The sequence below is a fragment of the Halomonas icarae genome, assembly GCF_009901955.1.
GTDB lineage: Bacteria > Pseudomonadota > Gammaproteobacteria > Pseudomonadales > Halomonadaceae > Halomonas > Halomonas icarae.
The window spans coordinates 987,193-1,008,995 of record NZ_WUTS01000001.1; the positions used below are offsets into that span (position 1 = coordinate 987,193).

At 63.4% G+C, this 21,803-nt stretch carries 22 protein-coding genes; 9 read left to right on the forward strand and 13 right to left on the reverse strand.

The annotated features are described in order from the left end of the window. The first annotated feature begins 31 nt into the window (after positions 1 to 31). Both pheT and ihfA read left to right on the forward strand, forming a co-directional pair. The gene (gene pheT / locus GRB80_RS04600; protein WP_161422692.1) at positions 32 to 2,428 is read left to right on the forward strand and encodes a phenylalanine--tRNA ligase subunit beta; all 2,397 of its coding nucleotides are present in this window, start codon (positions 32 to 34) and stop codon (positions 2,426 to 2,428) included. A gap of 78 nt (positions 2,429 to 2,506) precedes the next feature. Further along, entirely contained in the window at positions 2,507 to 2,809 is a 303-nt protein-coding gene (gene ihfA, locus GRB80_RS04605; RefSeq protein WP_132041108.1) for an integration host factor subunit alpha, read from the forward strand. Positions 2,810 to 2,906: 97 nt separating this feature from the next. Here ihfA and GRB80_RS04610 read toward each other — a convergent pair whose 3' ends face one another. After that, positions 2,907 to 3,116: a DUF2788 domain-containing protein gene (locus GRB80_RS04610; protein ID WP_161422693.1), complete on the reverse strand. Its 210-nt coding sequence runs from the start codon at positions 3,114 to 3,116 to the stop codon at positions 2,907 to 2,909. 195 nt (positions 3,117 to 3,311) lie between these two features. Here GRB80_RS04610 and GRB80_RS04615 point away from each other — a divergent pair, with 195 nt between their 5' ends. Both GRB80_RS04615 and GRB80_RS04620 read left to right on the forward strand, forming a co-directional pair. Further along, a complete protein-coding gene (locus GRB80_RS04615; RefSeq protein ID WP_132041106.1) occupies positions 3,312 to 3,776 on the forward strand; it encodes a flavodoxin in 465 nt (154 codons plus the stop codon). 1 nt (position 3,777) lies between these two features. Next, positions 3,778 to 4,149 (forward strand): hypothetical protein, encoded by a 372-nt coding sequence (locus GRB80_RS04620; RefSeq protein WP_161422694.1) that lies wholly within the window; start codon positions 3,778 to 3,780, stop codon positions 4,147 to 4,149. Positions 4,150 to 4,220: 71 nt separating this feature from the next. Here the strand turns inward: GRB80_RS04620 and ppnN are convergent, their stop codons facing one another. Beyond that, positions 4,221 to 5,582, reverse strand: coding sequence for a nucleotide 5'-monophosphate nucleosidase PpnN (ppnN, locus tag GRB80_RS04625; protein WP_132041104.1), 1,362 nt, complete (start codon positions 5,580 to 5,582; stop codon positions 4,221 to 4,223). A gap of 100 nt (positions 5,583 to 5,682) precedes the next feature. Between ppnN and GRB80_RS04630 the strand changes: the two genes are divergently transcribed. Then, a complete protein-coding gene (locus tag GRB80_RS04630; RefSeq protein ID WP_161422695.1) occupies positions 5,683 to 6,606 on the forward strand; it encodes a LysR family transcriptional regulator in 924 nt (307 codons plus the stop codon). A gap of 113 nt (positions 6,607 to 6,719) precedes the next feature. On the opposite strand, the gene gcvP is transcribed toward GRB80_RS04630, so the two are convergent. Next, positions 6,720 to 9,614: an aminomethyl-transferring glycine dehydrogenase gene (gene gcvP, locus GRB80_RS04635; protein WP_161422696.1), complete on the reverse strand. Its 2,895-nt coding sequence runs from the start codon at positions 9,612 to 9,614 to the stop codon at positions 6,720 to 6,722. A gap of 106 nt (positions 9,615 to 9,720) precedes the next feature. Then, positions 9,721 to 10,113: a glycine cleavage system protein GcvH gene (gene gcvH / locus GRB80_RS04640; protein WP_161422697.1), complete on the reverse strand. Its 393-nt coding sequence runs from the start codon at positions 10,111 to 10,113 to the stop codon at positions 9,721 to 9,723. Positions 10,114 to 10,550: 437 nt separating this feature from the next. Here gcvH and GRB80_RS04645 point away from each other — a divergent pair, with 437 nt between their 5' ends. Both GRB80_RS04645 and GRB80_RS04650 read left to right on the forward strand, forming a co-directional pair. Further along, positions 10,551 to 11,957, forward strand: coding sequence for an alanine/glycine:cation symporter family protein (locus GRB80_RS04645; RefSeq protein WP_161422698.1), 1,407 nt, complete (start codon positions 10,551 to 10,553; stop codon positions 11,955 to 11,957). 183 nt (positions 11,958 to 12,140) lie between these two features. Beyond that, positions 12,141 to 12,581 (forward strand): hemerythrin domain-containing protein, encoded by a 441-nt coding sequence (locus GRB80_RS04650; protein WP_161422699.1) that lies wholly within the window; start codon positions 12,141 to 12,143, stop codon positions 12,579 to 12,581. Between the two features lie 129 nt (positions 12,582 to 12,710). Here GRB80_RS04650 and GRB80_RS04655 read toward each other — a convergent pair whose 3' ends face one another. From GRB80_RS04655 to GRB80_RS04680, 6 genes are all read right to left on the reverse strand, one after another. Continuing rightward, positions 12,711 to 13,313, reverse strand: coding sequence for an alpha-ketoglutarate-dependent dioxygenase AlkB family protein (locus GRB80_RS04655; RefSeq protein ID WP_161422700.1), 603 nt, complete (start codon positions 13,311 to 13,313; stop codon positions 12,711 to 12,713). Positions 13,314 to 13,337: 24 nt separating this feature from the next. Then, positions 13,338 to 13,880 (reverse strand): phosphatase PAP2 family protein, encoded by a 543-nt coding sequence (locus GRB80_RS04660; RefSeq protein ID WP_161422701.1) that lies wholly within the window; start codon positions 13,878 to 13,880, stop codon positions 13,338 to 13,340. Next, positions 13,852 to 15,006: a glycosyltransferase family 4 protein gene (locus GRB80_RS04665; protein ID WP_161422702.1), complete on the reverse strand. Its 1,155-nt coding sequence runs from the start codon at positions 15,004 to 15,006 to the stop codon at positions 13,852 to 13,854. Before GRB80_RS04665 ends, GRB80_RS04660 begins: the two co-directional genes overlap by 29 nt. A 93-nt stretch (positions 15,007 to 15,099) precedes the next feature. Continuing rightward, entirely contained in the window at positions 15,100 to 16,023 is a 924-nt protein-coding gene (locus GRB80_RS04670) for a LysM peptidoglycan-binding domain-containing protein (RefSeq protein ID WP_161422703.1), read from the reverse strand. Continuing rightward, entirely contained in the window at positions 15,972 to 16,841 is an 870-nt protein-coding gene (locus GRB80_RS04675; RefSeq protein WP_161422704.1) for an acyltransferase, read from the reverse strand. The genes GRB80_RS04670 and GRB80_RS04675 overlap by 52 nt, the downstream gene beginning before the upstream one ends. A 105-nt stretch (positions 16,842 to 16,946) precedes the next feature. Next, positions 16,947 to 17,849, reverse strand: coding sequence for a LysR family transcriptional regulator (locus tag GRB80_RS04680; RefSeq protein WP_132041095.1), 903 nt, complete (start codon positions 17,847 to 17,849; stop codon positions 16,947 to 16,949). Between the two features lie 175 nt (positions 17,850 to 18,024). Here GRB80_RS04680 and GRB80_RS04685 point away from each other — a divergent pair, with 175 nt between their 5' ends. Together GRB80_RS04685 and GRB80_RS04690 are read left to right on the forward strand one after the other, a co-directional pair. After that, complete coding sequence (locus GRB80_RS04685; protein ID WP_132041094.1) at positions 18,025 to 18,726, forward strand: CoA transferase subunit A; 702 nt, start codon at positions 18,025 to 18,027, stop codon at positions 18,724 to 18,726. A gap of 58 nt (positions 18,727 to 18,784) precedes the next feature. Beyond that, positions 18,785 to 19,444: a CoA transferase subunit B gene (locus GRB80_RS04690; protein ID WP_132041093.1), complete on the forward strand. Its 660-nt coding sequence runs from the start codon at positions 18,785 to 18,787 to the stop codon at positions 19,442 to 19,444. A gap of 159 nt (positions 19,445 to 19,603) precedes the next feature. On the opposite strand, the gene GRB80_RS04695 is transcribed toward GRB80_RS04690, so the two are convergent. From GRB80_RS04695 to GRB80_RS04705, 3 genes are all read right to left on the reverse strand, one after another. After that, a complete protein-coding gene (locus GRB80_RS04695; RefSeq protein ID WP_132041092.1) occupies positions 19,604 to 20,371 on the reverse strand; it encodes a VOC family protein in 768 nt (255 codons plus the stop codon). Between the two features lie 99 nt (positions 20,372 to 20,470). After that, on the reverse strand, positions 20,471 to 20,746 hold the full coding sequence (locus GRB80_RS04700) for a GrxA family glutaredoxin (RefSeq protein ID WP_132041091.1): 276 nt from the start codon (positions 20,744 to 20,746) through the stop codon (positions 20,471 to 20,473). 169 nt (positions 20,747 to 20,915) lie between these two features. Continuing rightward, a complete protein-coding gene (locus GRB80_RS04705; RefSeq protein WP_161422705.1) occupies positions 20,916 to 21,737 on the reverse strand; it encodes an inositol monophosphatase family protein in 822 nt (273 codons plus the stop codon). Positions 21,738 to 21,803 lie beyond the last annotated feature (66 nt).

Below are 21,803 nucleotides of genomic sequence, written 5' to 3' on the forward strand. Positions count from 1 at the left end.
CGGAACGCAGAACACAGCGATAGGATTTGTCATGAAATTTTCCGAACACTGGCTGCGCGAGTGGGTTTCCCCTCAGCTGGCAACCCAGGCACTGGCCGACCAGATCACCATGGCAGGGCTCGAGGTCGATGCCGTGGAGCCGGTAGCGGCGGCCTTCGAGGGCGTGGTAGTCGCCGAGGTGGTAGAGAAGCAGCAGCACCCGGATGCCGACAAGCTCAGCGTCTGCCGGGTCGACGATGGCAGCGGTGAACCGGTTCAGGTGGTCTGTGGTGCGCCGAATGTAGCGGCGGGGCAGAAGGTGGCCTTCGCCCGGGTGGGCGCGGTGCTGCCCGATGACTCCAAGGCGTCGGGTTTCAAGATCAAGAAGGCCAAGCTGCGGGGGCAGGAGTCCCGGGGCATGATCTGCTCGGCGTCCGAACTGGGGCTCGAGGAGGAGGCCTCCCCGGGCATCCTGGTGCTGCCCGCCGATGCGCCCAGGGGCGAGGACCTGCGCGCCTGGCTGGGGCTGGACGACTGCACCATCGAGGTCGACCTGACGCCCAATCGCGGCGACTGCCTGAGCCTCAAGGGCCTGGCCCGTGAGGTCGGCGTGCTCAACCGCCTTCCTGTTCAAGGCCCGACATGCGAGGCGGTACCGGCGAGCCATGCTGAGACGTTTGCGGTTCGCGTCGAGGACACCGAACGTTGCCCCCGCTATATCGGGCGACTGATCAAGGGGGTCGATGTCACCGCCCAGACTCCGCTGTGGATGGTCGAGCGCCTGCGCCGTGGAGGCGTGCGCAGCATCGACCCGGTCGTCGACATCACCAACTATGTGATGCTCGAGCTGGGGCAGCCGCTGCATGCCTTCGATCGCGACAACCTTCACGGTGCGGTGATCGTGCGCCTGGCCCGGGAGGGAGAGCGGCTGGTACTGCTCGACGGCCAGGAAGTCAGCCTCGACGCATCGACCCTGGTGATCGCCGACGAACGCGGGCCGCTGGCCATCGCCGGGGTGATGGGTGGGGAGCAGTCGGGTGTCAACGAGAAGACCCGTGATATCTTCCTCGAGTCGGCATTCTTCTCGCCCCTGGCGGTGGCCGGTCAGGCGCGTGACTATGGCCTGCACACCGATGCTTCGCACCGGTTCGAGCGCGGCGTCGATCCCCAGCTGGCCCGCGAGGCGACCGAGCGCGCCACGGCTCTGTTGCTCGATATCGTCGGCGGCGAGGCCGGCCCACTGGTGGAGGTGGCCAGCGACGACCACCTGCCTGCACCGCGTCGCGTGGTGCTGCGGCGCGCACGACTCGAACAGGCGCTCGGCAAGACGTTCGCGGTCGAGGAGGTCAGCGAGATACTCGAGCGGCTCGGCATGGAAGTCGAGACGACCGATGCCCAATGGCGCGCCGTGGTGCCGAGCTGGCGGTTCGATATCGCCATCGAGGAGGATCTCATCGAGGAGGTGGCGCGTATCCATGGCTACAACCGCCTTCCCGTACGCCGTCCCCAGGCCCGTCTGGGGCTGCGCCCCGATCATGAGGCGCGCACGCCGCTGGCCCGCCTGCGGCGCCAGATGGTGGCGCGTGGCTACCAGGAGGCGGTGACCTACAGCTTCGTCGCCCCCGAGCTGCAGAAGACTCTGCTGCCCGAGGCGGTGTCGCCGGTGCTGGCCAATCCCATCTCGGCGGATCTGTCAGTGATGCGGGCCAGCCTCTTTCCAGGGCTGATTCGGGCCTTGCAGCACAACCTCAATCGCCAGCAGAGCCGAGTCCGCTTGTTCGAGACCGGTCTCGTCTTTCGTGGCGAGCTCGATGATCTGGCACAGGTGCCGATGCTGGGTGCCCTGGTCTGTGGCAGCCGTGAGCCAGAGGGCTGGGCCGCCGAGCGTACGCCGGTCGACTTCTTCGACCTCAAGGGCGATCTCGAGAGTCTGCTGGCCATGGGCGGTGATGCCGAGGCGTGGCGCTTCGAGCCCGCCGAGCACCCGTCACTGCATCCGGGGCAGTGTGCCCGGCTGCTGTATCGTGGAGAGGAGGCCGGCTGGATCGGCACCCTGCATCCGGCGGTGCGTGCACAGCTTGGGCTCAAGGTCGATGCACTGCTCTTCGAGGTTCGTCTCGATACCCTGACCCACGGCCGCGTGCCGGCCTTTATGCCGCTATCGCGCTACCCCGAGGTTCGGCGTGATCTGGCGTTCCTGGTGGATGAGGGCCTGCCCGTTCAGGCGCTGCTCGATACCCTGCGTGCCGAGGCGGGTGAGTGGCTGAGCGAATGCCGCCTGTTCGATGTCTACCAGGGCAAGGGAGTGCCGGAAGGGCGCAAGAGCGTTGCCCTGGGCTTGACCTGGCAGCATCCTTCGCGCACGCTTAATGACGAGGAAATCAATCAGTTGGTCGATGCCATCGTCAACGAGTCCCGCCAACATCTGGGTGCCGAACTGCGTACCTAGTGAGGTCTCTCCGCGGGGCAAGGCAGGCGGGTGTCGATCGCCTAGCGGGCCCGTAAGGGCCTGGAGAGGAGAGCAACGATGGGTGCACTGACCAAGGCGGAGCTCGCCGAACACCTGCATGCCGAACTCGGCCTCTCCAAGCGGGAGGCCAAGTCCATGGTGGAGGCCTTCTTCGAGGAGATCCGTGGTTGCCTGAGGGAGAACGAGCAGGTCAAGCTGTCAGGCTTCGGCAACTTCGATCTGCGCGACAAGCGCGAACGGCCCGGGCGCAACCCCAAGACGGGCGAGGAGATCCCCATCTCCGCGCGTCGGGTGGTGACCTTCAGGCCGGGGCAGAAGCTGAAGAGTCAGGTCGAGGGATATCGCGGAGAGCACCACTGACGCGCCCGACGGCATTGATAACAGCCGGTAATGACTCGTGAATAACGAAGGGCCACCCCGATGGGGTGGCCCTTCGCTTCTTCATGCTGCGAAATGACTAAACGACACCACCGTTCTCCAGGACCCAGGTGATGATCACCTTGAACACATAACCGAGCATGCCTGCTCCCAGCACCACAAACAGCATGATGGTGCCGAATCGGCCGGCATTGGACTTCTTGGCAAGGTCCCAGATGATGAAGCACATGAAGAGGATCAGGCCGCCGATCATCAGTGGGGTGATCCACGCCTCGAACGTCTGCTGCATGATATCTCCGTCAGGGGTAAAGCCCGTATTATACGCTTACGTGGATGGGTGCGAGGATGTCGGCATGCGACAAAATGTCCCGTGATTGATCCATCTCTAGGCATTGTTGCTCGCTTCAGGATCTTTGTCGACGAGATGCGAGTCAACCGCGGGCTATGCTAGTATATGGTCAAAATTCTCTGGAAAATCCGTAACATGCCAAAACTCAAGATCTTTGTGGGAACCATGTATGGTGGTGCGCTTGACGTTGCCGAGCAGGTCAAACCGTTGTTCGAGGAGGTAGGGCACGAAGTGGTCATCCTCGAGAACCCCACCCTTGAAGACCTGGCCGCCGCCGACACCGACCTGGCGCTGTTCTGTGTCTCGACCACCGGTAGCGGTGACTACCCCGGCAGCTTCGCGTCCTTTGCCCAGGCCATCGCCGAGAAGAGCCCGGGGCTCGGTTCGCTGCGCTACGGGTTGATTGCCCTGGGGGATAGCTCCTACGGCGATACCTTCTGTGGTGCCGGCCGCCAGCTCGATGAACTGCTGGAGGGGCAGGGCGCCCAGCGACTGGGAGAGCGCCTCGAAATCGATGCCATGGAGACCTTCATGGCCGACGATGCCGCCATTCCATGGGTCGAGGAGTGGATCGAGTCACAGCAGCTGAAGGTCGCCTGAGGTGGGTGGCCAGCCGACCGCCGAACGACTCAGCCTATTGCTGGGTCTTGCCCTGCTGATGCTCGCCAGTTTGCCGCGCTATCTGGTGGCGGGGCACGAGAATCGCTTTAGCCTGATGCTGATGGCGCTGGCGGTGGTCTGTCTGGTGGGCGTGCTGCAGTGGCGGCTGCTGGATGTGGCTGGCAAAGCGCGTCTGCCTCGGCTGCTGAGCCGTCTGGGGCTATGCATGCTGGCCGGTCTCACCGGCATGGCAGGCTGGCATGCCCTGTTCACCGATTTCATCGGCTGGGAACTGTGGCTCTCCCATGGCACCACTCTGGGGCTGCTGCTGCATGCCCTTGGCCTCTGGGTGCGGCCGCCCTTCCGAGAATAGCCGGCACAGACCCCATGCCCTAATTCCCACGGGAACAGTTCCCGTGGGCTTGGGGCGGACTGGCTTACGGCTTATCCCAGCGTATAGCAGGGCTCATAGTCGCCGGTAAGCTTCATGCGTCCCTGGACGACGAAGGAGTCGAGCAGCGCATCCAGGCGTGACATCAGTTCGGGCTCGGCATTGAGCCGGAAGGGGCCATGAGCCTTGATGGCGCGGATACCCTGCTCCTTGACGTTGCCGGCGACGATGCCGGAGAAGGCTCGACGCAGATTGGCGGCCAGTTCGTGTACCGGCTGTTGGTTGTTCAGCGCCAGGTTGGCCATGGCCTCGTGGGTAGGCTCGAAGGGGGCCTGGAAGTGTCGGTCAATGGTCAGTCGCCAGTTGTAGTAGAAGGCATCCTGCCGCGCACAGCGGTATTCGGTGACCTCATCGATCCCCTTGCGCATGGTGCGTGCCACCTCGATGGAGTCGTCGATGATGATGCGATAGCGGCGGCGTGCCTCTTCGCCCAGGGTGTAGACCAGGAATTCGTCGATGCGCTGAAAGTAGTCGGCGCTGCTGGCCGGGCCGGTAAAGATCACGGGCATCGCCATATCGGCGTTATCGGGGTGCAGCAGGATTCCCAGCAGGTAGAGGATCTCCTCGGCGGTGCCTACCCCGCCGGGGAAGACGATGATGCCATGGCCGAGGCGCACGAAAGCCTCCAGACGCTTCTCGATATCGGGCATCACCACCAGTTCATTGACGATGGGGTTGGGTGCCTCAGCGGCGATGATGCCGGGTTCGGAGACCCCCAGGTAGCGACCCTGGTGGCGGCGCTGCTTGGCATGGGCGACGTTGGCCCCCTTCATGGGGCCCTTCATGGCCCCAGGGCCGCAGCCGGTGCAGATATCCAGGTCACGTAGCCCCAGTTGGTAGCCGACATCCTTGCTGTAGTCGTACTCCTCCCGTGAGATCGAGTGGCCACCCCAGCACACCACCAGACTCGGATCGACACCGGGCTTGAGTGTGCCGGCCTTGCGCAGGATATGAAACACCGCGTTGGTGGTGCCTTCGCCGGTGGTCAGGTCGAAGCGCTGATGCCCCTGGATCTCGTTGTAGACGTAGACGATATCACGCAGTATCGAGGAGAGATGTTCGCGTATGCCACGAATCATCTTGCCGTCGACGAAGGCCTCGGCCGGGGCATTGGTCAATTTGAGACGAATGCCACGATCCTGAGGCACTACCTCGATATCGAAATCGGCGTAGGCCTCCATCAGGGCCAGGCCGTCGTCGGTGGGCGAGCCGCAGTTAAGCACGGCCAGCGCACAGCGGCGCAGCAGGTCGTGCAGTCCGGCGCGAGAGGTATCATGGAGTCGTGCCACCTCATGCTGAGAGAGAATCTCGAGACTGCCTTCCGGCGAAATGGTGGTAGAGATGGTATCGGGCATGTGGGCGTCCTTGTCGTGCGGAAACGTGCATCACTGATGCTATCACGCCGGGCTCGACCACAGTGGTAGAATCATGACTCCACTCGTCCTGTGACCTCTCATGTTCAACGCGCTCTACTTCAGAACCTTCATCACCCTTGTCGAGACCGGTAGCTTCACCCAGACCGCGCATCGGCTGGAGATGACCCAGCCCGGGGTCAGTCAGCATGTCCGCAAGCTCGAGCGCTATCTGGACAAGTCGCTGCTGGAGCGTCACGGGCGGCGTTTCACGCTGACCGAGGCGGGGCGGCGGGCCTACGACTATGCCCTCAAGCTGTTCGCCGAGCATGAGCAGTTTCGCCACTCCCTGGACGCCGACTCGACCTATTCAGGGGACTGTCGGCTCGCTTCGCCCGGCAGCGTGGGCGCGATGCTCTACCCCTTCCTGCTCGGCCAGCAGCAGATGCATCCCGGGCTGACGGTCAGCTACAGCTTCGCGTTCAACCAGGAGATCTCCCAGGATGTGCTGGCGGGCCGCTATGACCTGGGCATCGTCACCGAGGCCATGCGCCATCCCGATCTCGAGGTGGCGCTCTGGCACCGCGAGCCGCTATGCCTGGTGGTGCCGGCGGATTTCACCGGGACCGGACTGGCCGAGCTGATGGGGATCGGCTTTATCAGCTATTTCGATGGACTGAATCATGCCAGTGCCCTGTTACGTAGCAACTTCCCCCGCGAGTTTCGCTCCATGAGCCACTTCCGCCGCCAGGGCTTTACCAATGAAGTGGGCATGGTGATGGATGCCGTGGCGCGGGGGTTGGGCTTTACGGTGGTGTCACGGCCGGTGCTCGAGACATCCCCCTGGCAGCGTCAGGTCAAGGCACTGGAACTGCCCGTGGCGGTATATGAAACCCTCTATCGCGTGACCCGAGCGGGCAGCGAAATGCCGCGTCGCTATGTCCGGCTGCTGGAGGACTTTCGCGAGCAGCGCCGTCTCGCCCTGCATGGCTATGGTGACTCGCCTGAGGTCGCGCCATTGCCATAGTACAAAACTGCCCCAGTACAAAAACTGCCCCATTACAAAGAATTCCCCCATTACAAAAAAGGGCCCCGCATCGGCGGGGCCCTTCGATATGGTGCGCGGCTGTCTCCAGGATATCAGTCGCGATACTCGTCGATGCTCGGGCACGAGCAGATCAATTGGCGATCACCGAAGACGTTGTCGACCCGGTTGACCGCCGGCCAGTACTTGGCTGCCTTGACGGCCTCGCTGGGGAAGGCGCCGAGTTCGCGAGAGTAGGGGCGCTCCCAGCCGTCATCCATCAGGTCGGCCATGGTGTGAGGCGCCCGTACCAGCGGGTTGTTGTCGACGGGCCACTCGCCGGCCTCGACCCGGGCGATCTCTTCGCGAATGCCGATCATGGCGTCGCAGAAGCGGTCGATCTCGTAGAGCGACTCCGACTCGGTGGGCTCGATCATCAGCGTTCCCGGCACCGGGAAGGACATGGTCGGGGCGTGGAAGCCGTAATCCATCAGGCGCTTGGCGATATCCTCCTCGCTGATGCCGGAGCTGGCCTTCAGCGGGCGAATATCGATGATGCACTCATGGGCCACGGTACCGTTCTCCCCCTTGTAGAGGACCGGGTAGTAGTCGCCCAGGCGCTTGGCGATGTAGTTGGCGTTGAGGATCGCCAGCTCGGTGGCCTCACGCAGCCCGCGGGCGCCCATCATCTTGATGTAGGCCCAGGAGATGGGCAGGATCGAGGCGCTGCCGAAGGCCGCCGCGGATACCGCGCCGCACTCGGCATTGACGCCGTCGATGGGTGTCACCACGTGGTTGGAGACGAAGGGGGCCAGGTGTGACTTGACACCGATCGGGCCCATGCCCGGGCCGCCGCCACCGTGGGGGATACAGAAGGTCTTGTGCAGGTTGAGGTGGCTGACATCACCGCCGAAGTCGCCGGGGCGCGAGAGGCCCACCTGAGCGTTCATGTTGGCACCGTCGACGTAGACCTGGCCGCCATGCTCGTGAACGATCGCACATACCTCGCGTACCCCGGCCTCGAAGACGCCGTGGGTGGAGGGGTAGGTGATCATGATTGCCGACAGGGCCTCACTGTGCTTCTCGGCCTTGGCGCGTAGGTCCGCGATGTCGATATTGCCCTTGGCATCGCACTCGACCACCACGACCTTCATGCCGACCATGGCGGCAGAGGCGGGGTTGGTGCCGTGGGCCGAGCTGGGGATCAGGCAGATATCGCGATGTCCCTCGCCGATGGACGCCTGGTAACGGCGAATGGCTACCAGGCCGGCATACTCGCCCTGGGCCCCGGAGTTGGGCTGCATGGAGATATGGTCGTAGCCGGTGATCTCCACCAGGAAGGCGGAGAGCTCGTCGATCATCTGCTTGTAGCCGGCGACCTGGTCGCGGGGCACGAAGGGGTGCACCGTGGCGAACTCCGGCCAGGTGATGGGGATCATCTCGCTGGTGGCGTTGAGCTTCATGGTGCACGACCCCAACGGAATCATGGCGTGGGCCAGCGACAGGTCCTTGTTCTCCAGGCGCTTGAGGTAGCGCAGCATCTCGGTCTCGCTGCGGTAGCGCGTGAAGGTGGGGTGGCTCAGGAAGTCGCTCTCGCGGCGGCAGGCCGCTGGGATCCCGCTGATCCCATCGGCCAGCACCCGCTCGTCGAGTTCGCGAACCGAGAGGCCATGCTCCTCGCCGAGCAGCACGTCGAAGAGAACGTCGAGATCGTGGGCCGTGGTGGTCTCATCCAGGCTGATGCCGACATCGCCATTGTCGAAGTAGCGAACGTTGATCTCATGGGTAAGGCAGCGCCCGTGGATCTTGCCCGCATCGACGCCGGTCAGGCGCAGGGTGTCGAACCAGCTGTCGTGGACCAGTGCCACCCCTTTCTCCTGCAGGCCCAGGGCCAGGATGGTGGTCAGGCGATGGATGCGGCCGGCGATGGTGCGCAGCCCCTCGGCACCGTGGTAGACGGCGTAGAAGCCGGCGATATTGGCCAGCAGCGCCTGAGCGGTACAGATATTGGAGGTGGCCTTCTCGCGGCGGATATGCTGCTCGCGGGTCTGCATCGCCATGCGCAGCGCCTGGCCGTCACGGCTGTCCTTGGAGACGCCGATGATGCGACCCGGGATTGTGCGCTTGAGCTTGTCGGTGGTGGCGAAGAAGGCGGCATGGGGGCCCCCGAAGCCCATGGGGACGCCGAACCGCTGGGTGGTACCGACGACGATATCGGCCCCCAGTGCACCGGGCTCCTTGAGCAGCACCAGGCTCATGATATCGGCGGCCACGCAGGTCATGATGCCGCGCTTGCCGGCCGCCTCCAGCAGGGGGGCCAGGTCGGACACTCGACCGCTCTCGCCGGGGTACTGGAGCAGGGCACCGAAGGCATCGACCTCGGCGAGCTGTTCCGCCGGGGCGACGACCAGCTCGAAGCCGAAGTAGGCGGCACGAGTACGCACCACGTCCAGGGTCTGGGCCAGGACATCATCGGCGACGAAGAAGACATCGCTCTTGGCCTTCCTGTTGGCGCGCTTGCACAGGGCCATCGCCTCGGCGGCGGCGGTGGCCTCGTCGAGCAGCGAGGCGTTGGCCAGCTCCATGCCCGTCAGGTCCATGACCATCTGCTGGAAATTGAGTAGCCCTTCGAGGCGGCCCTGGGAGATTTCGGGCTGGTAGGGCGTGTAGGCGGTATACCAGCCGGGGTTCTCCAGAACGTTGCGCTGGATCACCGTCGGCAGGTGGGTGCCGTGGTAGCCCTGTCCCAGATAGCTCTTGTAGGTTCGATTCTGGGCGGCCAGGCGCTTGAGGTAGTCGAGTGCCTCGGCCTCGCTGCGCGGCGGGTCGAGGTCGAGCTCCCTGCCCAGGCGAATGTCGCTGGGCACGGTACGTTCGATCAGGGTGTCCAGGCTGGCGATGTCCAGCTCCGCGAGCATGGCCTTCACGTCCTGCTCGCGGGGCCCGTTATGGCGTTGGATGAAGGCATCATGAGCGGCCAGGTCGGCCAGGCGGCGGTTGTCGAGAGCCATGTCACACCCTGTCGATAAAGTAAGGTCCGGTTGCCGTCACAGGCGGCACCGTAGATCGTGGAAACCCCGGCCCAGCGGGCCGGGGAGTGAGGCAAGTCGCGCAGGATCAGTCGTCGGCGCTGGCCACGGCCTGGTAGCCGTCGGCGTCCAGCAGGTCGTCGATCTGGGTGGCATCCTCGAGACGCACCTTCATGATCCAGCCATCCTCGTAAGGGGACTCGTTCAGCGTCTCGGGGGCGTCTTCCAGCGCCTCGTTGACGTCGATGACCTCGCCGGCCACCGGGGCGTAGAGATCGGAGGCGGCCTTGACCGACTCGACCACACCGAACTCCTCCTTGAGCTCGAGGGCGCGGCCGACCTCGGGCAGTTCGACGAAGACCACGTCACCCAGGGCTTCCTGGGCATGATCGCTGATGCCGATGGTCACGGTGCCGTCGCCATTGTCGAGGACCCACTCGTGACTGTCGGCGTAACGCAGATTGGCAGGAATAGAGCTCATCGATATTTCCTATAAGAAAAGTTTTTCCAGGCAGATTGAATGCTACCGCCATTGGCGGCATTTGGCGAGCCCATCATCATCGCGGAGGGCGGTGATCGATGGCTCGTCGTTTAGGGTGGCGGGTCGGAAGCTATCCGTCCAGCCTTACACCGCTGGGTTGACATGTTTCTGATCGGAAACACGAAAGGGAGGCGGATAGCTAACGGTTGAACGTGCGTCGTTCGTCTGGGTGGTGTGGCGACCATGAAATCCGCTATGTTACGCGGGATTGCGTTGGGGTTCGCACTGCCTTTTCCAAGGTGCCACGCGTCATGCTCATGACCATAGTGACCGACACTCGCTGTACGGGAGCCGGGTGTCCGTTGGTCACTGCTCCAGAGTCGAGAGGGGTGCGATAAGCCACTGCGCATAACAACAATCCGCTTAGGGAGATTCACGTGGAAACCTTGAACAGTATTTTCAGTGCCATCAACGGCGTGGTGTGGGGGCCATTGATGCTTATCCTGTTGCTCGGGGTGGGGATCTATCTGCAGGCTGGCCTCAAGCTGATGCCGATCCGCAAGTTGGGGGAAGGCTTCAAGCTGATGTGGCAGGGGCGTGACGGCAAGCACACCCCCGATGGCAAGTCGAAGGGCGAAGAGGATGGTGAGATTTCGCCCTTCAACGCCCTGATGACGGCGCTGTCGGCGACCATCGGCACCGGCAATATTGCCGGCGTGGCCACCGCCATCGCCCTGGGTGGCCCCGGTGCGGTGTTCTGGATGTGGATCACCGCCCTGGTGGGCATGGCCACCAAGTTCGCCGAGGCGGTGCTGGCGGTTCGCTACCGGGAAACCGACAGCACCGGCTACCATATCGGTGGCCCGATGTATTACATCAAGAATGGCCTGGGCCGAAAGTGGCTGTGGCTGGGTGGCGCCTTCGCCTTCTTCGGCGCCGTCGCCGCTTTCGGCATCGGTAACACCGTGCAGTCCAACTCCGTGGCCGACGCCCTCGATAGCACCTTCGGGCTGCCTCACTGGGTCACCGGTGTGGTGATCATGGTGCTGGCCGGTGCGGTGATCCTCGGTGGCATCAAGCGGATCGCCAAGGTGGCGGGCAAGCTGGTTCCGATCATGGGTATCGCCTATGTGATCGCGGGTCTGGTCGTGCTGGCGATCAACGCCGACCAGATCGGCAGCGCCTTCGGCATGATCTTTACCTACGCGTTCAACCCCCACGCCGCCGTCGGTGGTTTCGCCGGTGCGGCCGTGATGGCGGCCATTCGCTTCGGCGTGGCGCGCGGGATCTTCTCCAACGAGGCGGGCCTGGGCAGTGCACCCATCGCGCATGCCGCGGCACAGACCAAGAATCCGGTTCGTCAGGGGCTGATCGCGATGCTGGGTACCTTTATCGATACCATCATCGTCTGCTCCATCACCGCCCTGGTGATCCTGACCGCCGGTGTTTGGAAGACGGGAGAGGCCGGTGCCTCGCTGACCGCGCTCTCCTTCGACGCGGCACTGCCGGGCATGGGCAACGAGGTGGTATCACTGGCACTGGCGGTGTTTGCCTTTACCACCATCCTGGGGTGGTCCTTCTACGGCGAGAAGTGCTTCCAGTTCCTGTTCGGAACCCGCTCGATCATGCTCTACCGGGTATTGTTCGTGCTGGCGATTCCGGTTGGTGCGCTGGCGAGCCTGGGCTTCATCTGGCTGATGGCCGACACTTTCAATGCCATGATGGCGATTCCCAACCTGATCGCCCTGGCACTGCTGTCGCCGGTGGTGTTCAAGCTGGCACGCGCCTACTTCAATGGCGAAGATGTACTGCCGGGCGAGGAGCTGGACCACGACAAGTCGTGATACCTCACGCTGTTGCTGCATCACAGGAGGCGCCCCACGGGGCGCCTCTGTCGTTAGGGGGGCGGCTGTGGCTAGCGTCGTGGGCTTGTTGATATCGGCCTTGCCTACCAGACTGGTACCGCGGCCCTGCCGGCCAGGCAGTGAGCCTACCCATGACACCAGTGACTACCGGAGGAGAGTGGCATGACAATTTTCGAAGCCCTGCGTGAGAGCCACGACAAGCAGCGTCGACTGTTAGCGCTACTGGTCGAAACCAGCGGGGATAGCGACGGGCGCGACGAACTCTATCGACGGCTGCGCGCCGAGCTGGTCAATCATGCCGGGGCCGAGGAGCGCTCCCTCTACGTGCCGATGATGGAGCATGATCTGACCCAGGAGAAGGCGAGGCACAGTGTCGCGGAGCATCACGAGATCGATGAGGCACTCGAGGCGCTCGACACCACGGACTATAGCTCACCGGGCTGGCTGGCGGCGGCCAGGAGGCTGCAGGATCTCGTCATTCACCACCTGGATGAAGAGGAGCAGGAAGTTTTTCAGCTGGCGGGGCGGGTGTTCGATGACGCCACCAAGACGCAATTGGCCAGTACCTATCAGGAAGACATGCTGGAGCGCGAGGCTCCCTAGGTCACAGGCCAGCCCCTGGGCCTGCGAGAGGCGATGCGGCCGATGGCTACGGGGAAGAATCTTATACCGTTATCTTGCCGTGCCATCCTGCACCCGACCCATGAACCATGAAGCCTGGCTTGTTCAGGATCAACCAGGCCCGATGACTCGGCGAAAGGTCAGGCTGATGCGCAGCCCCGGGATACGCCGGGGCAGCAGGGCATGCTGCAGCTGCGCCTGGACCCCAGGCCCCATCACCAGCAGGCTGCCGTGGGGCAGCCAGACATTGAAGGCGGGGGCCTGGCGATTCTTCCAACGAAAGCGCAGTGGCCGCTCGGCGCCCAGGCTGAGTGCGGCAATCAGTGGGCTATCGCCGAGCTCTGGCTCGTCATCGCTGTGCCACCCCATGCGCTCATCACCGTCGTTATAACGGTTAAGCAGCACGCTATTGAAGCGTGCGTCGAAACCCTGTGAGGCGAGTGTGGCGACGACCCGGTCGCGCAGGTCGGTCACGAGCGGATGCCAGGGCTCGGGAGTGAAGTCACGCCCCGAGTAGCGGTAGCAAGCTCCGGTATCCCCCATCCAGACCTGGCGACGTGGGATGGGGTGTTCGCGACCATACAGGCGCAGTGTGGGGCGCTGCCAGGTGAGCTGAACATTGAGGGCGGCGAGCAGCGCACTGGCATCGGGCTCTCCCAGCAGGGGATCCATGAGCCACATGGGCGGGTCGGCTAGCAGGGTCTCGATCGGCATGGTTCAAGGATGCCACACAGGGCGTCAGCCGGCGAAGGCCAGGCTGCCCCACGCGAAGAGCATTCCGATCAGCCCCCCGGCCAGCACGTCGCTAACGTAGTGCAGGCCCAGTCCCACCCGGGAGAGGGCGATCAGTATCACCACTGGCACCAGCCAGGGGCTCAGCCAGGGCAGGTGGCTAGAGGTCAGGGTCAGGAACATTACGGCATGCATGGTGTGGCCGCTGGGGAAGCTGTAGCGGTCTCGGGCCGGGGCCTGCCGGCTGACGTTGCCAACGAAGGTGATGAAGGGACGTTCACGACACAGCCGCGTCTTGAGTAGCCGGTAGACACCAATCGCGATCAGGGCGGTCAGGGAGTACTGCAGCAGGTATCTCCAGCCCGCTTCGGGATGCAGCAGGGGCAGGGCAGCAATCAGTGCCACCCAGGCCGGCCAGTCGCCCAGTCCACTGGCCAGGCGCAGGGTGGTCAGCCAGGGACGGTAGAGGTTGTAGCGGCCCAGGCGTCGGCAGAGGTGCCATTCGAGCATGTCAAGGTATTCAAACACGGCAGGGGCGTTCGGTCGCATGGCGATTCTCCCGGGCATCCTTGAGGGCGGCAACAAAGGTGTCGGTGATGGCAGGCCAGGTATAGCCGAGAGCCCGGCTGCGGGCGGCTCGCCCCAGTCGTGTCCAACGGGCAGGGTGCTGACAGAGTGCGACGGCAGCGTCGCGGAAGCCCGCCTCGTCGCCTGGGTCCAGCGAGAGGCCGTTGCGTCCATCGTCGATCAGTTCCGCGCCGGCGGCGTGACGAAAGGCGATCACCCCCAGGCCGCTGGCCATGGCCTCCAACAACACGTTGCCCCAGGTCTCCGAGAGCGAGGGAAATAGAAAGAGGTCGGCGCTGGCGTAATATCGGGCCAGCGCATCGGGCGACACGAAGCCGGTGAAGTGGGCTTCGGGCAGGCTGCGTTCCAGGGAGCGCCGTGAGGGTCCGTCGCCGACGATGACCTGGCGTATCTCGGGGTGGGCGGCATACATGGCGCGGAAACTGTCGCGCAGCAGGTCGAGGTTCTTCTCCGGGGCCAGTCGGCCCACATGCAGTGCCACCGGAGTGTGCGTCCCCGCACCCCATCGGCGGCGCAGGGTATCGTCGCGGTGTCCCGGGGCGAAGCGGGTGCCATCGACCCCCCGGGCCATGCAGCGCACCCCCTGGAAGCCGCGCCGCCTCAGGTCATCGAGCTGGGAGTGGGTCGGCACCAAGGTCGCCGCGCAACGGTTGTGAAAGGTGCGCAGGCGCGTCTCCACCAGCGGTGCCAACCAGGGGATGCCGTAGTCATGGCAGTAATGGTCGAAATTGGTGTGCCAGCCCGCGACCACCGGCAGGCCGAGGCGGCGTGCGGCTCGCTGCGCGGACCAGCCCAGTGGCCCTTGTGTCGCCAGGTAGACCACATCGGGCGGGTTCTCGCGCCACCATTGGGCGATGCGCCGTCCGGAGGGCAGGCCGACGCGCACCTGGCGATAGCCCGGTACGGCCAGCCCCGGGAGCTGAAGCTCAACCGCCACCTCCTCGGCGGATCCGGGGGCCATCGGTCGCGGGCGGATCAGCTGCAGCTGATGGCCGCGGGCGAGCAGCTCGCCGCTTAACTGTGCCAGGGTATGGGCGACGCCGTTGACCTCAGGCGTCCAGGTCTCGCTGACCAGGCAGATGTGCATCACCATCCTCGTCGCATGCGGGCTTGCACCCGGTTGCCACAAGAATGGTGGAAGTGGATGACAGGCCGACGACAGGTGGATTAAGAGGGCATGTCAACGCAGCACGCGGCGCGGATTGACCGGCTTGCCGCCGTGACGAAGGTCGAACAGCAGATCATGGCGCTCGGTGGCGTTGCTGTGGCCCACGGTACAGAGCGCCTCCCCACGATTGACGTTCTGACCACTCTCCACCAGCAGGCGATCGCAGAGGGCGTAGACGCTCTGCAGATTGTCGGGATGATGGACGATGACCACCTTGCCGAGCTGACGCATGCTGCCGGCATAACGCACCTCGCCGGAGGCGACGGCCTTGGCCCTGGCGTCACGCTCGGTAGCCAGCAGCATGGGCTGCAGGGTGCCGTGGCTGTCGGTGCCGTAGGCTCTGGCGATGCGGTAGTCATCCAGCGGCCAGGGCCAACGACGCGCCGAGCCTGGGAGCGCCCCAGGGTCTGGCAGGCTGGCCCGACGCGGGGCGCTCGGCTTGCTAGAGCTTGAGCTGCCACCGGAACGGGATGCCGTGCCGCGCGCGGATAGGGGGACCTGAATCAGCTGGCCAACTTTCAGCTGGGTGGGTCGTACACCGGGATTGGCCGACTGGATCTGCGAGGCTTGGGTTCCGAAGCGCCGGGCGATACGGGAGTAGGTATCACCGGGGCGCACCTGATAACGGTAGGGACCACGGTAGGGCGCGCGTTCGCGCTGGGTGGGCATCAGCAGTCGCTGACCAACCGCCAGGCGCCTGGCATTCACCCCCGGATTGAAGCGCTGCAGTCGCTCCAAGGGGATGCCCGCGCGTTGTGCCAGGGTACCCAGGGTGTCACCCCGCTGCACGATGACCCAGCCACCGTTACGAGAGGCTTCCGCCGCGTCGCGTGTCACTCCGTCGGTCGACCGTGAGGCGCATCCGGTGAGCAGCAGCAGCGCGATCAGAAGCGCGAAAGCCGTTCGTCCTTTTGTTGCCAAAGCGCATTGATCCATGAGTGGAAGCGTTCCTTGTCGCTGGCGTTGTCCTGGTAGTTGCCGTCATGCATCCAGTCTGCGACCGGCAGGACACGGGTCTGCATCACGATACGACCCTCGCGACCGCACAGATAGCCCCAGAAGCTCGGGTTCGGGTTGTCGTAGTAAAGGGTAACATCGATGATGCCGGCGAGCTGATCGCCCAGCAGGTTGAGTACCTGAGCGACGCCCCCGGCACGAGGCCTCAGCAGGTGTCGGTAGGGTGATGCCTGGGCGGCCTGCTTGGCGGCCGTGAAGCGAGTACCCTCCACGAAGTTGAAGATGGCGATAGGCATTTCGTGGGCCCGCCGACACATGCGCTCCGTGGCCTCCTGGTCGCGACGGGCGAGATGAGGGTGACGGGCCCTCTGCTCGGCGGTCATGCGACGCATGAAGGGGTACTCAAGGGCCCACCAGGCCAGCCCCACGATCGGCACCCAGATCAGCTGCCGCTTGAGAAAGAAGCGTGGCATGGGGATGCGTCGATGCAACGCGAAGAAGAGCACGAAGATATCGGTCCAGCTGCGGTGATTGGAGAGCACCAACCAGCCCTGCCGACGGGAGAGGCCTTCCGGAATCTCGATCTCCAGGTTCGGTTTTAGCCAGTGCCGCATCCACCACAGGTTGAGGCCGATCCAGTTGAGGGCGATGGCGTTAAGCAACTTGAGCACTGCCAGGCGCAAGCGATGGCCCGGTGTCACCAGCTTGACCAGGGTCATCAGCAGCAGGGGAAGACCCCATAGCAGAGTGGTCAGGGTAAGCAACAGCAGGCTGACAATGCCCCTGAGGGTCGACATGCCGATCTCCATGCGTGGTCACGATAGTGACGGCAATGCTAAAGGATCATCCGTTGCCTGCCCAGCGCCGCCAGTAACCCCCGCTGTTCAGGGGGTGACATGTGTTCAGGGGGTGACATGGGGCTGTTCCGAGGCATTCTGGGTCTCGACGACGACCTCTTTCAGAGCCAGGGCGGCGGTGGAGAGTTCTCCGTGGGTCAGGATGCCCACGGCGCGCTCGATGACGGGGGCCTCCAGCGGTAGGCAACAAGCACCGAGCTCCTCCATCTGGACACGGCATAGCGAAGGAACGGCGCTGACGCCCAGTCCGCTGGCTACCATCCTGCCGACGGTAGCAAGCTGATGACTCTCGAAGGCGGTGGGTAGCGCCAGGCCTTCGGCCTCCAACTGCTGCTCCAGCAATCGCCGCACCATTGAGGGACGCTGCAGGGTAATAAAATCGTGGGTAAGCAACATCTCCCAGCGAAGCGTGGCGTGCCGGGCGAGCAGTGAGCGGGGCGGCACCACGGCCACGAAACGGTCGTTGAACAGGGGGGTAAAGGCGAGACTGCCCGTGGCCTCGGGTTCGAAGGCGATGCCGAGCTCTACCTGGCCGTTGCGTACCATGTCGATGACCTGCTCATTGATGACGTCATGAACGGTGACATTGATGCGGGGGTAACGTTGGCGAAACGCCATCAGAGCGGAGGGCAACAGGTTGCTGGCGAAGGAGGGCATGGCGGCGACCCCGAGACGCCCCAGCTGCAGGGTGAAGCGTTGGCGCATCAGCTCTTCGATGTTATCCCACTCGGCCAGTAGTCGCTTGGCCAACGGAACCAGTGATTCGCCTTCGGGTGTTAGCCGAACACTTCGCGTGGTGCGGGTCATCAGGCGTCCACCGAGGCTCTCCTCGAGGCCCTTGATTGCGAGGCTCAACGCTGGCTGGGAAAGATGCAGATGCTCGCAGGCCTGTGTAAAGCTGAGGGTCTGAGCGACGGCCAGGAAGGCACGTAGCTGTTTGGCAGTCATGGGAGGGGTATCCGTGATGTCTATGCGACGAAGGTTGAACTAATAAGTCTTTGCGATCAAACAATAAAAAAAACAAACTTAACAAATATATGTTCTGGACCAACACTGGGTCACGAGTCTCCACAGACCCGCGATTCTTCCCGAGTACTTTCAGTCACAACAAATGAGGCGCCCTATGGCCGGATTCGACAAGCGCGTTAACTCCTATGAAGAGGCGATGGCAGGCATCGAGAGCGGTATGACGGTCGCTGCCGGTGGTTTTGGCCTCTGCGGCATTCCCGAGAACCTGATTGCCGAGATCAGGCGTCGCGGTGTGAAGGACCTGACAGTGATCTCCAATAACTGCGGTGTCGATGGCTTCGGCCTGGGGTTGCTGCTCGAGGATAAGCAGATCTCGCGTATCTATGCCTCCTATGTCGGTGAGAATGCGTTGTTCGAACAGCAGATGCTCAATAATGAGATTGAGGTCATCCTCACACCTCAGGGCACCCTGGCCGAAAAGATGCGCGCCGGCGGCGCAGGCATCCCCGCCTTCTATACCGCCACGGGCTACGGCACGCCGATCGGTGAAGGCAAGGAGGTGCGCGAGTTCAATGGTCGTCCGCATATCCTCGAGGAGGCCTTTCACGCCGACTTCGCCATCATCAAGGGCTGGAAGGCTGACCGCTACGGCAACGTGGTCTACCGGGACACCGCTCAGAACTTCAACCCGCTCGCGGCCACCTGTGGACGTATCACGGTGGTCGAGGTCGAGGAGATCGTCGAGCCGGGCGAGTTGAAGCCTGATCAGATTCACACCCCGGGGATCTACGTCGACCGTATCATTAAGGGCACCTTCGAGAAGCGCATCGAGAAGCGCACCGTTCGCGAAGCGTGACACCCTCGCAACGAGCGTTTATCACCGACCGTTTCTCATCGAATAAAGAGGCAACAAGATGGCACTGACTCGCGAACAGATGGCAATGCGCGTGGCGCGTGAGCTGGAAGATGGCTTCTACGTCAACCTCGGCATCGGCATTCCTACCCTGGTGGCCAACTATGTGCCCGACGGCATCGACGTGATGCTGCAGTCGGAAAATGGTCTGCTTGGCATGGGGCGCTTTCCCACCGAGGAGGAGGTCGACGCTGACATGATCAACGCAGGCAAGCAGACGGTGACGGCACGCCCCGGGGCGGCGATCTTCGACTCCGCGGAGTCCTTCGGCATGATCCGTGGCGGCCATGTCGACCTGACCGTGCTTGGCGCCTTCGAGGTCGACCAGAACGGCAATATTGCCTCCTGGATGATTCCCGGCAAGCTGATCAAGGGCATGGGCGGTGCGATGGACCTGGTGGCGGGCGCCGAAAATATCATCTGTACCATGACCCACGCTTCCAAGCATGGCGAGTCCAAGCTACTCGAAAGCTGCAACCTGCCGCTGACCGGCGCTGGCTGTATCAATCGCGTGCTGACCGATCTGGCCTATCTGGAGATCAAGGATGGGGCCTTCCATCTCAAGGAGCGTGCACCGGGTGTTAGCGTCGAGGAGATCAAGGAGTTGACGGCGGGCAAGCTGGTGGTGCCTGATCATGTGCCGGAAATGACCTTCGACTGAGGCTCTACCTGCCTGGAAACCACCGCGGCCCGGACTTCTTGAGTCCGGGCCGCGGTCGTTCAGGGGTGGTGATTAAATGACCATTGCATCAAGGGATTGATGGCCCGGGTCCCGGAAGAAGTGTTGCACAGCGTTATCCACAGAAATTGTGGATGGGGCTCAGGAGAGCTCACAGCGGGTGTGTTGGGGGAGCAGAAACTCCACCAGGCGCTCCTGCTGGGGGGGCACCGATTTCTCGACCAGCGCGATACCACCGGTCTCGACTCGATGCTCATCCCCCTCGGCGAAGGGCAGGCTGCGTGAACCGGAGGGATAAAACCGATAGTCAACCAGTGGCGAGATAGGGAAGAGACCATGATGACGATCGTCTGTGCCGGCAAAGCCGGCTTCTTCCATTCCACGGTGCAACTCGTCTAGCGGGGTACCGAGATGACGGCAGTCGTAGCCAACGTGATGCACACGAGGGCCATTGATGGCGAGTATTGCCGCCAGTGGGTGGGCCTGATGAAGCGCCTGGTAGCGCTGCCACTCCGGCATTGGCCAGGGACGCCCTCGGCACAGGCGGTTGGGGCCGCGGTGGGCGGTGTCAGGCGCTCGTTCTACGAGCTCCTCGAGCAGTGCCCTTGGCCGTCTCGCCAGAGTGCCGATCTGGAGCTCGGCGACCGCCAACCAAGGCCCCTCCCGAGGCGGTGCCAGCAGATTGACGAGCAACCCTCGATCCGCCATGGCGTGGCGGTGGCGGATGCGAAAGCCGAAGTGTTCCAAGGATGGCAGTAGGGCTTCCATGCCGTGATGATGGTGATTGAGGGTCAGCAGGGCAAGGTATTCTGCCGAGGCGCCGGGGGGCCATAGGCGCAGCCCGGCGATCTCCGGATGTTGATGAATGAAATCCAGCCATAGCTGCTGAATGAACTCTGCCCTCTGCATCGAACCCGCTTCCCGTATCGGCATGACTGGCGGGAAGTATAGGCGTCACTGATGAGATGCCTTTCAACGCCTGGACCACGCTGGCCCTGTCGAGTTGGCTCAATGCGCTGGGGAAGTCGTCAGCATGCCGTGCTCACGCACGTAGTGATCGAACTCGGAAAATCCGCCGATTGGCGCGTCGTTCAGGAACACCTGTGGCACGGTATGCACGGTCTGGCCCACCTTGGCGCTGAGATCGGCCTTGGTCAGGCCATTGGAGGGCATATCGACATAGCGATAGCCCTCTATGGCATCACGCGACTCGAGGCGCTGGGCCAGGTCCTTGGCAAACACACAGAACGGGCAGCCTGGGCGGCCATAGATGGTCACGAACATCGAAACTCCTCGGCGCTATTAGCGCGAACATGAATGAAGCAGGCTGCTATTGTCGTCGATTGATCTAGCCATGACCAATAGGTACCGGCAAGTCGAGCCATTGAGAGCGGCTATTGAGAATGGCTAGAGCGCCTATGCGGGTTGGCCATGACGAAGAGCCGTCTCTTATTTATGGCCCATTAAGTTCGCCGGCATCGGCACGCCGCAGTAGATCCCCCAGCTCGGCGTGGATGCCGGGGCTCGTGGCGAGCAGGTTCTCGCCATACAGGGCCTCCGGAATACCCTCGGGGCAGGGATAGAGGTGACCGACTCGAGCACCCGCCTCCCTGGCGATTAGCCAGCCCGCCGCGAAGTCCCAGAGGGAGACGCTCTCGTAGTAGGCATCCAGACGACCGCAGGCCACATCGCATAGATCGAGAGCCGCCGAGCCGTTGCGACGCACATCCTGGCACTGTTCCAGTACGGCGGCCAACCGGCGCATCAGCGGTGGCCGGCTATCACGGCGATAGGGGAATCCGGTGGCAACCAGGCTGTGGCTAAGCTCCTTCCGGCGGCTGGCACGGATCGGCCGAGCATTGCACCAGGCTCCCTCGCCATGGATGGCGGTGAAGGTTTCGCCCAGGAAGGGAGCATGCACGACACCGACACGAAGCACTCCATCCTCCAGCCAGGCAATGGAGACGGCCACATGGGCAAGACCGTGGGCGAAGTTGACGGTGCCATCGATGGGATCGACGACCCATAGCGCTCCCTCGGCCGCCAGTTCGCTGCGGTCGGGGGAGAGCTCCTCGCTGAGACGAGCCTCCCCGGGGAAGGTGGCATCCAGACGATCTCGTATATGGCGATCCACCGCTACGTCAATATCGGTTACCAGCTCCTCCCCAGCCTTGTATGACTGGCTGAAATTTCGCTCATGACGTGCCTTGCGGATCATCTCACCCGCTTCCCTGGCGATCTCCAGGGCATGCTGCAGGCGTTCGTCGTCGGTCATGGTGGACTACCTCGGCGTGAGTGGGTGGCTATCGGGTGACGTTAGCCTAGGGAGCGTTAACAATCA